General features: G+C 65.2%; 12 protein-coding genes. 8 read left to right on the top strand and 4 right to left on the bottom strand.

Annotated elements, in window-relative coordinates; all coding sequences use genetic code 11:
- The first annotated feature begins 13 nt into the window (after positions 1 to 13).
- From lipA to C8J98_RS09905, 8 genes are all read left to right on the top strand, one after another.
- Positions 14 to 1012 (top strand): lipoyl synthase, encoded by a 999-nt coding sequence (gene lipA, locus C8J98_RS09940; protein WP_107913025.1) that lies wholly within the window; start codon positions 14 to 16, stop codon positions 1010 to 1012.
- A gap of 31 nt (positions 1013 to 1043) precedes the next feature.
- Positions 1044 to 3371 (top strand): carboxy terminal-processing peptidase, encoded by a 2328-nt coding sequence (locus C8J98_RS09935; protein WP_107913024.1) that lies wholly within the window; start codon positions 1044 to 1046, stop codon positions 3369 to 3371.
- A gap of 304 nt (positions 3372 to 3675) precedes the next feature.
- Entirely contained in the window at positions 3676 to 4524 is an 849-nt protein-coding gene (locus C8J98_RS09930; RefSeq protein ID WP_107913023.1) for a mechanosensitive ion channel domain-containing protein, read from the top strand.
- Positions 4525 to 4897: 373 nt separating this feature from the next.
- Entirely contained in the window at positions 4898 to 6604 is a 1707-nt protein-coding gene (aceF, locus tag C8J98_RS09925; protein ID WP_107913022.1) for a dihydrolipoyllysine-residue acetyltransferase, read from the top strand.
- 15 nt (positions 6605 to 6619) lie between these two features.
- Positions 6620 to 8470 (top strand): dihydrolipoyl dehydrogenase, encoded by a 1851-nt coding sequence (gene lpdA, locus C8J98_RS09920; protein WP_107913021.1) that lies wholly within the window; start codon positions 6620 to 6622, stop codon positions 8468 to 8470.
- Between the two features lie 62 nt (positions 8471 to 8532).
- Positions 8533 to 8991 carry a transposase gene (locus C8J98_RS09915; RefSeq protein WP_107913020.1) on the top strand — a complete coding sequence of 153 codons (459 nt, stop codon included), beginning with the start codon at positions 8533 to 8535 and terminating at the stop codon, positions 8989 to 8991.
- 231 nt (positions 8992 to 9222) lie between these two features.
- A complete protein-coding gene (locus tag C8J98_RS09910) occupies positions 9223 to 10551 on the top strand; it encodes an amino acid permease (protein WP_107913019.1) in 1329 nt (442 codons plus the stop codon).
- A 68-nt stretch (positions 10552 to 10619) separates the two neighbouring features.
- The gene (locus C8J98_RS09905; RefSeq protein WP_107913018.1) at positions 10620 to 12725 is read left to right on the top strand and encodes a beta-agarase; all 2106 of its coding nucleotides are present in this window, start codon (positions 10620 to 10622) and stop codon (positions 12723 to 12725) included.
- On the opposite strand, the gene C8J98_RS09900 is transcribed toward C8J98_RS09905, so the two are convergent.
- The 4 genes from C8J98_RS09900 to C8J98_RS09885 all read right to left on the bottom strand — a co-directional run bounded on the left by C8J98_RS09900 (position 12708) and on the right by C8J98_RS09885 (position 14809).
- Positions 12708 to 12890 (bottom strand): DUF2061 domain-containing protein, encoded by a 183-nt coding sequence (locus C8J98_RS09900; protein ID WP_107913017.1) that lies wholly within the window; start codon positions 12888 to 12890, stop codon positions 12708 to 12710. The genes C8J98_RS09905 and C8J98_RS09900 overlap by 18 nt on opposite strands.
- A 99-nt stretch (positions 12891 to 12989) precedes the next feature.
- On the bottom strand, positions 12990 to 13400 hold the full coding sequence (locus C8J98_RS09895; RefSeq protein WP_107913016.1) for a hypothetical protein: 411 nt from the start codon (positions 13398 to 13400) through the stop codon (positions 12990 to 12992).
- A 10-nt stretch (positions 13401 to 13410) separates the two neighbouring features.
- Positions 13411 to 13878, bottom strand: coding sequence for an Mpo1-like protein (locus C8J98_RS09890; RefSeq protein ID WP_107913015.1), 468 nt, complete (start codon positions 13876 to 13878; stop codon positions 13411 to 13413).
- A gap of 34 nt (positions 13879 to 13912) precedes the next feature.
- Complete coding sequence (locus tag C8J98_RS09885) at positions 13913 to 14809, bottom strand: phosphoribosylaminoimidazolesuccinocarboxamide synthase (RefSeq protein WP_107913014.1); 897 nt, start codon at positions 14807 to 14809, stop codon at positions 13913 to 13915.
- Between the last annotated feature and the right edge of the window lie 184 nt (positions 14810 to 14993).

Genomic DNA, 14993 nt, shown 5'->3' with positions numbered 1-14993 from the left:
GGTCGTAGCCGTTATGAGCCAAACCTCCACTTCCCCCTCCCGCAGCATTCCCATCGCCGTCGTCGACAAGCCCGGCGAGAAGATGCTCGGTAACGACAAGATCGCGCTCAACCGCGCGAACTTCGATACCGACGTGCCCACGCTGCGCAAGCCCAGCTGGATCCGCGTGCGCCTGCCCCAGGGCAATGCCGTGCAGCAGCTGAAGGCGCGCCTGCGCGAGAATTCGCTGGTCACGGTGTGCGAAGAAGCGTCCTGCCCGAATATCCACGAGTGCTTCTCCAAGGGCACCGCCACCTTCATGATCCTCGGCGAGGTCTGCACCCGCCGTTGCTCGTTCTGCGACGTGGCCCACGGTCGCCCGCAGCCGCCGGATCCGCTCGAGCCGGCACGCCTGGCCGAGACCATCCGCGACATGCGCCTGAAGTACGTGGTGATCACCTCGGTCGATCGCGACGATCTCCGCGACGGTGGTGCCGAGCATTTCGCCTCGTGCATCCGCGCGGTGCGCCACGCCAGCCCGAACATCCGCATCGAGATCCTCACCCCGGATTTCCGCGGCAAGGGCCGTATGGAGCGCGCGCTGGAAGTCATGAAGGACTTCCCGCCGGACGTCTTCAACCACAACCTCGAAACGGTCCCGCACCTGTACCGCGAAGTCCGTCCGGGCGCCGACTACCAGTGGTCGCTCGACCTGCTCAAGCGCTTCAAGGCGCAGCATCCGGAAGTCCCGACCAAGTCCGGCATCATGCTGGGCCTGGGCGAGACCCTGGAGCAGGTGCTCGAGACGATGCGGGATCTACGCGCCCATGACGTCGACATGATCACCATCGGCCAGTACCTGCAGCCGACGGCGCATCACCATCCGGTGGTCCGTTACTGGACGCCGGACGAATTCGAGGCGCTGCGCGTCGCCGGTGAAGAGATGGGCTTCGGCCATGTCGCTTCCGGCCCGTTGGTGCGATCCTCCTACCATGCCGACCTGATGGCTCACGCCGCCGGCGTCGTCGAATAAACGCCCCAAAGCAATCCGAGGCTTCGACTACATGACCCTTCGCCCCGCGTTCGCCCTCCTGCTGGCCCTTGCCGCCGCGGGTGCCCAGGCACAGACAGCCGCCCCGCAGCAGCCGGGTGCGGCTGCGCCGGCGACCAAGCCCGCGGCGCCCCAGCCGAAGGACGCCTCCGAAGCGGCGACCTCGCCGGAGCCGCAGCGCAAGGAGTCGAGCCTGCCGTTGAAGCCCACGGCAGCCGAGGCCCAGGCCTCGCAGCTGTCGGCGCGTTTCCTCACGCGTTTTCACTACCAGGCCCAGCCGCTCGACGACGCCATGTCGGCGAAAATCTACAAGGCCTACTTCGACGCGCTCGATAGCGAGAAAGTCTTCTTCACCCAGGAAGACATGGACAAGTTCGCGCCACTGAAGTCGCAGTTCGACGACGCGATCTGGAACCAGGACCTCACCGGTCCGTTCTCGGTGTTCAACCTGTACGTGTCGCGCGCCGTCGACCGCATGAACTATGCGCGCGGCCTGCTCAAGAAGGGCTTCGACTTCAGCGGCAACGACAGCTTCAACTTCGACCGCAAGAAAGCCGCGATCCCGAAGAACCAGGCCGAGCTCGACGACGTCTGGCGCAAGCGCACCATGAACGACTGGCTGCGCCTGAAGCTGGCCGGCAAGAGCGACGACGACATCCGCAAGACGCTCGACAAGCGCTACGCCACCTACATCAGTCGCGTGCGCCAGCTCGACGACGAAGACGCGACGCAGGCCTTCATGACCGCGTACGCCAACTCCACCGACCCGCACACCGATTACCTCGGCCCCCGTGCTGCGGACGCCTTCGATATCGCCATGCGCCTGTCGCTGGAAGGTATCGGCGCCGTGCTGCAGGCGCGCGACGACTACACCACCATCCGCGAACTCGTTCCGGGCGGTCCGGCGATCAAGTCCGGCAAGATGAAGGCGGGCGACCGCATCGTCGCGATCGGCCAGGGCGAAACCGGCCCGATGGTCGACGTCGTCGGCTGGCGCCAGGACGACGTGGTCAAGCTGATCCGCGGCAAGAAAGACACCACGGTTCGCATCGAGATTCTTCCGGCCGATGCCGGCGTGGACGGCAAGCACGACGTCGTCACGCTGGTCCGCAAGAAGGTCACGATGGAAGAGCAGGCCGCCAAGTCCAAGGTCATCGATGTGAAAGACGGCGATGTCACGCGCAAGATCGGCGTGATCGACCTGCCCACCTTCTACCAGGACTTCGGCGCCCGTCGTAACGGCGACGCCAACTTCAAGAGCGCCACCCGCGACGTCTCCAAGCTGCTCACCGAGCTGAAGGCGCAGAAGGTCGAAGGCGTGGTCATCGACCTGCGCAACAACGGCGGCGGCTCGCTGTCCGAAGCCACCGAGCTCACCGGTCTGTTCATCGACACCGGTCCGGTCGTGCAGGTGCGTGACGCGCGCGGCCAGATCGACGCGCAGGGCGACGATGCCCCGGGCATGGCCTGGGACGGCCCCATGGCCGTGCTGGTCAATCGTGGCTCGGCCTCGGCGTCGGAGATCTTCGCCGCCGCGATCCAGGACTACGGCCGCGGCCTCATCATCGGCGAACCGACCTTCGGCAAGGGCACCGTGCAGAACCTGGTCGACCTCGACAAGTTCGGCAAGTCCGTTACGGGCGAGACCGCCAAGTACGGCGAGCTGAAGATGACCATCGCCGAGTTCATCCGCATCAACGGCGACAGCACGCAGCTGAAGGGTGTCACGCCGGACGTCATGTTCCCGCAGAACGGCGACGCGAAAGAATTCGGCGAGTCCACCTACGACAACGCGCTGCCGTGGCGTCACATCGATCCGGCCGACTACAAGCCGGTCGCCGACCTGAAGCCCATCGTCGGTCCGCTCAACGCCAGGCACGACGCGCGCGTGGCGAATTCGCCGGCATGGAAACTCATGCTCGACGAAATGGCCGAGTACAAGAAGCTGCGCGACAAGACCGACATCTCGCTGAACTTCGCCGCACGCCAGGCCGAGCGCAAGCAGTACGACGCACTGCAGACCGACTTCCGTAACCGTCGCAAGGCGATCTTCGGTGGCGACGGCAGCGCGGCGGATGCCGCCGACGACGCCAACAACGGCGACGACGGCCTCAACGCGAACGAGCGCAGCCTGAAGACCGAGATCAAGGCGGAAGCCGATGCGAAGAAGGCCAAGGACACGCCGCTCGACGAAGCCGCCCACATCGTTGGCGACGAAGTCGCGCTGATCAAGGCGGACCCGAAGGTCGCTACGCAGGTGCTGCCGTACGGCGGCCGCAAGATCGACGCCCCGCAAACCGCGCAGGTGCCGCAGAGCCCTCCGGCCTCGACCACCCCGTAACAAAAAGCCCGCCACTGGCGGGCTTTTTTTTGCATGCTTTCTGTGCATGCTTTCTGTGCAGGTTTTCTGTGCAGGTTTTCTGTGGGAGCCGCTTCAGCGGCGAAGCTTTTTTTGTAGGAGCCGATTCATCGGCGATCCCGCGGCAGCGGGCAACGTCGCCGCGATCCCACATCGCCGCTGAAGCGGCTCCCACAAAGGAATCGCCGCTGAGCCGGCTCCCACAAGAGGAATCGCCGCTGAAGCGGCTCCCACACAAAGCGATCCCTGCTAGCCTCGTTCCCGAATAAAAAAGGCAGGAGGCACCATGAATGATTTTCTGAACCACCTCGGCATCGACGCCGCCATGCGCGCGCTGATCGTCACGTATTCCATCCGCATCGGCCTCGCCGCGCTGCTGCTGCTCATCGGCTTCTGGATATCCGCGCGGCTCGCCAACCTCGGTCGTCGCGCGCTCGAGCGCGCCCGTGTCGACGTCACGCTGGCGATGTTCCTGCGCAATATCATCTACGGCATTCTTATCGCATTGCTGGTGATCCAGGTGCTCGGCATGGCGGGCATTCCCACCGCCTCGTTCATCGCCGCGATCGGTGCTGCCGGCCTGGCCATCGGCCTGGCCCTCAACAGCTCGCTATCCAATCTCGCCTGGGGCGTGTTGCTGATCCTGTTTCGTCCGTTCCGCGTGGGTGACCACGTCACCATCGGTGGTGTCGAAGGCGACGTGCAGAGCATCAACCTCATGCACACCTACCTGATCACGCCTGACAACCGCCAGGCCGTGCTGCCGAACGCCAAGGTCGGTGGTGAGGCGATCATCAACTTCAACGTCCGCGGCACGCGCCGTTTCGAGATCAAGGTCGGCATCGGCTACAACGACGACATCGGCAAGGCCATGCAGACCGTGCGTGATCTCTTCGCCGCCGACGAGCGCATCCTCAAGGACCCGGTGCCGGGTGTGTGGACCGAAGCCCTCGGCGATTCCAGCGTGAACCTCGTCATCCGCGGCTGGACCCAGACCGGCGACCTGTGGGAAACCCAGACCATGCTGATCCGCAGCATCAAGGAGCGCTTCGACGAGGCCGGCATCACGATTCCGTACCCGCAGAGCGAAATCCGGCTGGTGCAAAGCCCGGCGGCAGAGCCGAAAGCGGAATAACCCTCGGGAGGTGCGCTCCGTGTGGGAGCCGCTTCAGCGGCGATAAGGCCGCGAGACAACCTTCCCCCTGTGGGAGCCGCTTCAGCGGCGATAGGGCGCTTGCGGGAACCTGGCCCGCTGCCGCGGGATCGCCGATGAATCGGCTCCCACATCGCCGGCATAGCCGGCTCCCACATCGCCGGCATAGCCGGCTCCCACAGGGGGCGGCGTCGGTTAGCACATTGGTTCTAGCTGAAATACAGCCAAACAATCGTTTGAATCGTGGGAAACGTCGCCCAAGGGATTACAATCGACCGGTTGCGCCGTACAGCGGCGCCCGTCCTTCCCCCGCCGGTGGGTTTGCCGCCCGCCGACGCCTGCTCCAGGAGTTCCTATGGCCGACGTCAAAGAAGCCCGTGTCCCCGATATCGGTGGCAGCGCGGTCCCCGTCATCGAAATCATGGTCAAGGTCGGCGATCGCGTCGAGAAAGACCAGAGTCTGGTGACGCTCGAGTCCGACAAAGCCACGATGGAAGTGCCGGCGCCGTTCGCTGGCGTGATCAAGGAATTGAAGGTCAAGGTTGGCGACGAAGTCGACGAAGGCCACGTGATCGCGCTGGTCGAAGCCGACAGCGACGCTCCGGCCGCCGCCGCACCGAAGGCCGAAGCGCCCAAGGCTGAGGCTGCCAAGGCCGACGCACCCAAGGCCGCCGCTCCGGCACCGGCTCCGGCTCCGGCCGCCGCCAAGGCGCGGTCCGCGTCGAAGTCCTCCGGCCCGGTCAACGTCACCGTGCCCGACATCGGTGGCAAGCCGGTGCCGATCATCGAACTCATGGTCAAGGTCGGCGACACCGTCACCAAGGACCAGAGCCTGATGACGCTGGAGTCCGACAAGGCCACGATGGATATCCCCGCGCCGTCCGCCGGCGTGATCAAGGAACTCAAGGTCAAGGTCGGTGACGAGGTCAACGACGGCGATCTGATCGCGGTGCTGGAAGGCGAGGGTGGCGATGCCGCTGCCGAGGCACCGCCTGCGCCGGCTGCCGAGAAGGCGTCCGCCGCCGCACCCGCCGCGGAAGCACCCAGGAGCGAAGCCGCGACGACGCCTGCTGCCGACGTGCCGGTCGGTGGCGCACCGCGCACGCCGCCGGTGTCGTTCGACGCCAGCGTCGTGATGCCGGGCTCCGTGCCTTACGCCAGCCCCACCGTGCGCGCATACGCTCGCGAGCTCGGCGTGGACGTGGCGCAGGTCAAGGGTAGTGGCCGTGGCGGCCGCATCCAGCGTGAAGACATCTCCGGTTACGTGAAGCAGGTGATGACCGCTGGCGTGCCGACCTCTGCCGGTGGCGCTGTTGCCGGTGGCAGTGGCCTCACGCTGCTGCCGTGGCCGAAGATCGACTTCTCCAAGTTCGGCGAAGTCGAAGAGAAGCCGCTCGGTCGCATCCCGAAGATCTCCGCCGCGAACCTCGCCCGCAACTGGGCGATGATCCCGCACGTCACGCAGTTCGAAGATGCGGACATCACCGAGCTGGAAGCCTTCCGCAAGAAGCTCGGCGAAGAGAACAAAGACCTCAAGGTCAGCCCGCTGGTCTTCCAGATCAAGGCTGTCGTTGCGGCACTGAAGAAATTCCCGCAGTTCAACGCATCGCTCGACGCGTCGGGCGAGACGCTCACGCTGAAGAAGTACTTCAACGTCGGCATCGCCGTGGACACGCCGGACGGCCTCGTCGTCCCGGTCATCCGCGACGCCGACAAGAAGGGCCTGCTCGAGCTCGCCGCTGAACTCAGCGAGATCTCGAAGAAGGCGCGCGACAAGAAGCTCACCGCTGCCGATATGCAGGGCGGCTGCTTCTCGATCTCCTCGCTCGGCGGTATCGGTGGCACGGCGTTCACGCCGATCGTCAACGCACCGGAAGTGGCGATCCTCGGCGTCTCCAAGGCCGCGATGAAGCCCGTCTGGAACGGCAAGGAATTCGCCCCGCGGCTGATCCTGCCGTTGTCGCTGTCGTACGACCATCGCGTCATCGACGGCGCGCTCGCCGCACGCTTCGCCGTGTTCCTGGCCAACCAGCTCGGCGATATCCGCCGCCTGCTGCTCTGACGGGGACTCACGCACATGGCTAATACCATCGAACTGAAAGTCCCGGACCTCGGCGGTTCGCACGACGTCCCGGTCATCGAAATCCTGGTGAAGGTGGGCGACATCGTCGCCAAGGACCAGAGCCTGGTCACGCTGGAATCCGACAAGGCCACGATGGATATCCCGGCCTCGCAGGGCGGCAAGATCGTCGAGATCAAGGTCAAGATCGGCGATGCGCTCAATGACGGTAGCGTTATTGCGCTGATCGAGGCTGAGGCGGGTGGTTCGGCTTCGGCTGAGAAGCCCGCGGACAAGGCTGCCGGTGAGTCGGCTGCGAAGCCGGCCGCAGCTGCTGCGCCTGCTGCGTCGGCCGCAGCACCTGCGACGCCGTCCACGACGGTATCGGAAGCCCCGGCTCCCGCTCCCGTCGCGACGTCCGCTGCGCCCAAGGCTGCCGCCGACTCCGGTCGCAAGGCCGACATCGAATGCCAGCTGGTCGTCCTCGGCTCCGGTCCGGGCGGCTACACCGCCGCGTTCCGTGGTGCCGACATCGGCCTGGATACCGTCCTCGTCGAGCGTTACGCCATCCTCGGTGGTGTCTGCCTCAACGTCGGCTGCATCCCGTCGAAGGCGCTGCTGCACGCCGCCGCCGTGATCGACGAGGCCGAAGCCATCGCCGCGCACGGCATCACCTTCGGCAAGCCGACCATCGACCTGGACAAGCTGCGCTCGTTCAAGGAAAAGGTCGTCGGCAAGCTCACCGGTGGTCTCGCCCAGATGGCGAAGGCCCGCAAGGTGCGTACCGTCACCGGCGTGGGTACCTTCATCTCGCCGAACGAAATGGAAGTCCAGACGGCCGAAGGCACCAAGCTCATCCGTTTCGAGAACGCCATCATCGCCGCAGGCTCGCAGTCGGTGAAGCTGCCGTCGTTCCCGTGGGACGACGAGCGCGTGATCGACTCGACCGGCGCGCTCGAACTGCGCGACGTGCCGAAGACGATGCTCGTCGTCGGCGGCGGCATCATCGGCCTGGAAATGGCCACGGTGTACGCCCGTTTGGGTTCCGAGGTCACGGTGGTCGAGCTCGCCGACCAGCTCATGCCCGGTGCCGATCTGGACCTGGTCAAGCCGCTGCAGGCGCGTATCGCCAAGCGCTACAAGGGCATCCACCTCAAGACCAAGGTCGTCGAGGCGAAGGCCACCAAGAAAGGCATCGAAGTCAGCTTCGAAGGCGAAAGCATTCCCGATACCAGGGTGTTCGACCGCGTGCTCGTTTCCGTCGGCCGCTCGCCGAACGGTAACAAGGTCGGTGCGGACAAGGCCGGCGTGGAAGTGACCGATCGCGGTTTCATTCCGGTCGATCGCCAGATGCGCACCAATGTGAAGAATATCTTCGCCATCGGCGACCTCGTCGGCCAGCCGATGCTGGCGCACAAGGCCACGCACGAAGCCAAGGTGGCCGCGGAAGCGGCAGCGGGCCAGAAGAGCTTCTTCGATGCACGCGTGATCCCGTCGGTGGCCTATACCGATCCGGAAATCGCCTGGGTCGGTGTGACCGAGCGCGAGGCGAAGGAAAAGGGCCTGAAGATCGGCGTCGGCAAATTCCCCTGGGCAGCCTCCGGCCGCGCCATCGGCATCGACCGCACCGAAGGCTTCACCAAGCTGCTGTTCGATGAAGAGACCCACCGCATCGTCGGTGCCGGCATCGTTGGCGTCCACGCCGGCGATCTCATCTCCGAGCTCGCGCTCGCCATCGAAATGGGCGCCGAAGCCGGCGACATCGGCCGCACCGTCCACCCGCACCCCACGCTCGGCGAATCCGTCGGCATGGCTGCCGAGGTGTACGAAGGCACGATTACGGATCTGTATATTCCGAAGAAGAAGTAACCCACCGACAACCGCGGTGCCGGACGGCATCGCGATTGATCGTGGAGCGGCATGGTGGGGTGATGAATACGTCACCTCACTCGCGCGACCTTCGTCGCGGTCGCGTGTCCGAACCCGGGCGCATCTACATCATCACCACCGTCGCCTGGAACCGCGCGCCGCTTTTCCGCGACGTGGCCCTGGCACGTCGTGCCTCTCGTATCTGCCATTCGGCCGCCACCTGGAAAGACGCTACCTGTCTTGCCTGGGTCTTGATGCCCGATCACTGGCACGGCCTGATCGAACTTCACGACGGCGATCTTTCGCGTGTCGTCGCGCGATACAAGGCGATGGTCTCGAGTTCGATCAAGCGGTCGACAGGGAGGAAGTCACCCGTCTGGCAGAAGTCGTTCCACGACAGGGCGCTTCGTAAGCAGGATGACGTCAAAGCTGCGGCGCGATACCTCGTCGCGAATCCTTTGCGAGCCGGCCTCGTCACACGCATCGGTGACTACCCCTACTGGAACGCCACCTGGCTGTAGCGCTGGTTGTAGTGCTTCTTGTGGGAGCCGCCTCTTGTGGCAGCAGCTTCTTGTGGGAGCCGCTTCAGCGGCGATGGGTGCTCGAGACAACCCTCCCAAAGACCGCTCCGCAGGAATCGCCGGCATAGCCGGCTCCCACAAGAAGCATCGCCGGCATAGCCGGCTCCCACAGGAAGCATCGCCGGCATAGCCGGCTCCCACAAAGTGTCGCTCTTATGGCATCGTCCGGGGATGTCTGCCTCTCAGCCTGCTCACTACCTCCGTCGCCTGGGCATCTGGGATGCCGCGATGATCGTCATCGGCGGTGTCATCGGTGCGGGTATTTTCCGCACGCCCGCCACCGTCGCGCAGCTGACCAGTTCGGGTGGGGAAGTCATCCTGCTCTGGACACTCGGCGGCTTGCTCACTCTGGCGGGAGTGCTGTGTTACGCCGAGCTCGGCGCGCGGCGGCCGCAGGCGGGTGGCACCTACGTGTACCTGCGCGAGGCCTTCGGTCAGTTGCCGGCCTTCCTGTTCGGCTGGACCATGGCGCTGATCAATTACCCCGGCAGTGTCGCCGCGGTGGCGACGACCTTCGCCGACTACGCCTGTCGTGCGATGGGCCTGCCGCATGAGTGGGTGAAGCCGCTGGCCGTGGGTGCGATCAGCTTCATCGTGGCGGTGAACCTGTTCGGTATCCGCGCCGGTGCCTGGGTGCAGAACATCTTCACCGTGCTGAAGCTTGGCGCCGTGGCCTTGCTGATCGTGGTCGGACTCTTCCTTGCGAAGGGTCACCTCGGCGCCGCCTTCGCGGCCGATCCGACACACGATGTGCCGGCGGGCACGATTATCGGTGCGCTCCTTCCCGCCATGTTCGCCTACGGTGGCTTCCACTACCTCAACGACCTCGCCGGTGAAGTGCGCAATCCGCAGCGAACCTTGCCGCGTGCGCTTGGGCTGGGCATGGCCAGCGTGGTCGTCTGCTACGTGCTGGTGAATATCGCCTACATGGCCGGCCTCGGTCATGCCGGGCTGGCTGCCAGCACCGCACCCGCGGCAGACCTCATGCGCCGCGTGTTCGGTGAATCCGGCGCGACCATCATCGCGATCGGTATCGCGTGCTCCACGTTCGGCTATTGCAGCATCGCCATTGCCGGTGGTGCACGCGTGTTGCAGGTGATGAGCGCCGACGGGATGTTCTTCAAGCCGATCGCGCGAATCGAACCGCGCACGGGCGCGCCGCAGTTTGCGCTGGTCGCGCTGGGTGGCTGGGCGATCGTGTTGCTTGTTTCCGGCAGCTTCAATGCGCTGCTCAATTACACGACCGTGGGCGAGTGGTTGTCGCATGCGTTCGGGATCGCGACGATCTTCTGGTATCGCAAGAAATTGAAGTCGGAGCCGTCGCCGTACCTGGTGCCGGGGTATCCGGTGTTGCCGTTGGTGTTTACGGTGACGGTGTTGTGTGTGATCGGCGCGACGGCGATTACGGAACCGGGCGATGCGGGGATGAGCCTTGTCATCATCGCGATTGGCGTGCCGGTGTATTACATGTGGCGGAAGAAGTTGGGGCGTCCGGTTTAAAGCATCGCCGCTGAAGCGGCTCCCACAGGAGTATCGCCGCTGAATCGGCTCGCACAGGAGCATCGCCGATGAATCGGCTCCTACATTTTTCGTGGTTGCTGGCGGGCGCCGTTTTTTCGGTGCAGGCCGCTTCGGTGGATCTGGTTCATCCGGATGGGATGCGTGTGACGGGTAAGGGCGCGACCCTGGATCCGACGGTGCGCAAGGCGGCGGATGGGGGTGAGATGGTTGCGGTGACGTTCCAGCCTTCGGCAGCGCCGTCGCTGGTGATCGCGCCGCAGCAGGGCACCTGGAACTGGCCGGTGGATGGCGCGATGCGACTGCGCGTGCAGAACGGCATGCCCTGGCCGGTGACGCTCATGGTCGACATCGCCTCGAACGGCAAGCACACCACGAGTACGGTAGGCGTTCCTCCGGGGCCGCCGCAGACGCTGTCCGTTTCGCTGAAACCGACCTCGCCACGCGCGTTCGGCATGCAGGTGGGTCCGCCGATGCCGTATGACGAAGGCAAGGAAAAGTGGCTGGTTGCCACCGCCGTGGAAGGCAACGTCGACGCCGGCGCCATCACCTCGGTGACGCTGTCGATGCCGCAGCCAGGTGCTGCGCAGACACTGCTGTTCGGCAAGCTCGATACCACGGCCAACGACGACGACCTGCGTCACGCCTATACGGCTATCGTCGATCGCTACGGTCAGTACACACGAAGCACATGGCCGGAGAAGATCGACAGCGACGCCGCGCTGAAGCAGCGTGCGGACGCCTTGCCGGCCGCAGCCAACATCAAAGGTCTCGACAAGTTCGGCGGTCGCACGGACCTACCCGCATTACAAACAACCGGCTGGTTCCACACCCAGAAGCAGGGCGATCGCTGGTGGCTGGTCACGCCGGAAGGCCACGCCTTCTTCTCGCTCGGCGTGAACGCCGTGAACATGACCGACGGCCGCACCTATGTGCAGGGCCGTGAGTTCATGTTCGCCGACCCGGCAGCGGCGAACGGCAAATTCGGCGGGACGTCGGATAGCCGCAGCGACGCGGGCTCACAGCGCGACAACGGCATGAACCACGGTCGCTGGTGGGATGTCTACGCGAACAACGTGTCGCGTACGCTGGGCAACAACCCCGAAGCTGCGTGGCGCAAGCGCAGCGTCGATCGCCTGAAGGCCTGGCGCTTCAACACGCTGGGTAACTGGAGCGACCCCGGTTTCGCGAACGACCACCGCATGGCCTACACCGTGCCGATGCTTATCCACGGTGACTTCAACACGGTCAGCACCGGCTACGACTACTGGGGTCGCATGCCCGATCCCTTCGATCCCCGGTTCCTCAAGGCGACCGAAGCCGCTGTCGCCGCGGCGACGAAGGGCGTTCGCGACGATCCCTGGCTGCTCGGTTACTTCGCTGACAACGAACTGGCGTGGGCAGGGCAGGGACCGCAAGGGCGCTGGGCCCTCGCCGTCGGCAGCCTCGCGCAAGGGCCGGAGAGCCCGGCGAAGCAGGCCTTCGTCGCGTACCTGAAAAAAGCGCACGGTGACGCGGGCGCGTTCGCCAAAGCGTGGGGCGTCGAAGCGGCGTCCTGGGACCAGGTCGCCGCGAAAGGCTTCAAGGCACCCGATCCGAGCGAAGCGCATCCCGCCGTCGCGGCGGACTACATCGCCTTCCTCAAGCTTTACGCTGGACAGTATTTCCGCAGCGTGGCGCAGACGCTGAAGAAGGCCGATCCGCATCACCTCTTCCTCGGCGGCCGGCTCGCCGTGCGCACGCCGGAGACCGAAGAGGCGAGCGCCACTTATGCCGACGTGACCAGCATCAACACCTACACCGACCTTCCCGAGCACGGCTTCGACGTGGCCGCGTTCCGCAAGCTCGACAAACCCGTGATGATTACCGAGTTCCACTTCGGCTCGGCGGACCGTGGGCCTTTCGGCAATGGTGTCGCCGCCGTGGGCAGCGAGGAGGAGCGGGGCAAGGCCTACGCGCGCTTCGTCGATGCCGCCGTGGCATCGGGCGTCATCGTCGGCACGCATTGGTTCCAGTACGTCGATCAGCCGGTCACCGGTCGCGTCCTCGACGGCGAGAACAGCCATATCGGGCTGGTCGGCATCACCGACATCCCGTTCGAGGGTTTTACCCGCGCCGTCACCGACGCGAATGCGCGCTCAGGTGGCGGGCGCTAGCTGCAGGCCGTTACGGGTTTCGCGGGCCACTTCCCGGCCGAAGGCAAAGGCCAGCGGCTCGGCGATACCGACGATGGCGCTGAGGGCCACGTTCTGGTTAACCGCGTAACTCATCGAAAAGGCGATGCTGAAGTGCGTCGCCGCATATTTGATCTTCCTGGCCATGGCCGGACGCTCCCAATAAGAATGACTCTCATTATGGGGATGGCGAGTCCCGCGTCCAACTGATGGTTCGCATCGAATCGATAGGGATTCCCTATCGATTTACCGATGAATCGTCGTTCCGATCACCATCGCCACCACCATGACCAGCGCCACGGCCATGCAGGCGCTGGTCGGCTTGACCCGGCGCGCATCGATCCGCGGCACCAGCCGCCAGATCAGGAAGGCACCGATCAGCATGTCCAGCACCAGCGAGGCACGCATCCAGGGCAGGACGAAGACCGACTGGCCTGGCGCCTGGCCGTGCTGGGCGGCGATCACCAGGCCGCCGGTAAGCACCGCTATGAGTGCCCAGAGCAGGCTGGCCATGTAGGCGCGGTTGAACACCACCGGCGTCTTCTCGAGGAAGCGCAGGGCGCCCCAGACAATAAGGGCAGGGATCACGGCGGCGGCGCTGGAGTAGATCACCCACCAGATGAGGGCGGAGAGGAAGGTCAGGAGGGGTTGGGTCACGTTGCTTCCGTCAGTACGCCGCGCCGAAGCGGCTGAGCGCCTTGCTCATCAGCCACGCCGGACCGATCAGCAGGTATTGCAGGTCGGTCAGGAACGAGGGGCGCTTGCCTTCGATCTTGTGCCCGATGAACTGGCCGATCCAGGCCACCACGAAGACGCCGACGGCCAGCCAGAGCAGGCCGCTGCTACCGATGCTGCGGTAGAGCGAATCGGTGATCAGCGCCAGCGAGAGGAAGGCGCCGGCCATGGCCAGTCCGATCTTCCGCGACAGCCGGTAGTAGTAGAAGCAGAAGGCCAGGAACATCGCCAGTACGGCCCACAGGCCCGGACGCCCGAGCCAGCCCGGCACGGGAATCAGCCAGATCAGCGCGACGACCGTCCAGGTGATCGCCGGCACGCAGATCCAGTGGATCAGCCGATTCGTCGGATTCTGGTGATCCGCCGCGTAGTTGTCGAACCAGGTGGCTGCGTCGCGCATGGTCGTACCCCCGTAAGAACCGTCTGACGAGAGCTTAGTCCAGTCGGATGCCCGCGAGCTTATCCAGCGCCTCGGCGTACTTCGCCGCGGTGCCGTCGATAACGTTCTCCGGCACCTTCGGTGCGGGCGGCGTCTTGTTCCAGCCGATCTGCTCGAGATAGTCGCGGACGAACTGCTTGTCGTAGCTGGGCGGGCTGATGCCCACCTTGTATTCGTCGGCCGGCCAGAAGCGCGAGGAATCCGGGGTGAGCATCTCGTCCATGATGTGCAGCACGCCGTTCTCGTCCGTGCCGAACTCGAACTTGGTGTCGGCGATGATCACGCCGCGCTCGGCAGCGTAGGCCGCGGCCCAGGCGTAGATCTCGAGCGTAGCCTTGCGTACGGCGTTGGCCATGTCCTCGCCCACGAGCGCGACGACGGCGTCGAAGCTGACGTTCTCGTCGTGATCGCCGACGGCGGCCTTGGTCGACGGGGTGAAGATCGGCTCCGGGAGTTTCGCGGCCATCTGCAAGCCTTCGGGCAGCTTGATGCCGCAGATGTCGCCGGTGGCCTTATACGACTTCCAGCCCGAGCCGATGATGTAGCCGCGGGCGATGGCTTCGACCGGCACTGGCTTCAGCCGCTTGGTCACCACGGCGCGCTTCGCGTACAGCGCGGCATCGACGCCGGCCGGCAGCACCGAGGCGACGTCTTCGCCGGTGAGGTGATTCGGAATGATGTGCGCGGTCTTGCCGAACCAGAAGTTGGAGATCTGCGTGAGCATCTCGCCCTTGCCCGGAATCGGGTCGGGCAGCACCACGTCGAACGCCGAGAGCCGGTCCGTCGCCACCATGAGCAGGCGGTTGCCCGGCAGGGCATAGACGTCGCGGACCTTGCCGCGATGGATGAGGTCCAGGCCGGGCAGGTCGGATTGGCTCAGGGTCGTAGGCACGGCGGGGACTCCGGTAAGGCGGTTCGAGCCGTCTATTGTAACTGCTGTAGCTATGGGAGCCGATTCATCGGCGATTGTGGGAGCCGCTTCAGCGGCGATCCCGCGGCAGCGGGGCAGGCCGAGGCAAGCACCCAATCGCCGCTGAAGCGGCTCCCACACAAAGCAGGGCCCAGCACAGGGCCCA

The organism is Luteibacter sp. OK325 (genome assembly GCF_003050935.1).
Lineage (GTDB): Bacteria > Pseudomonadota > Gammaproteobacteria > Xanthomonadales > Rhodanobacteraceae > Luteibacter.
Note: the sequence above shows the minus strand (reverse complement) of the source record. Positions and strands in the feature narration are given on the sequence as shown.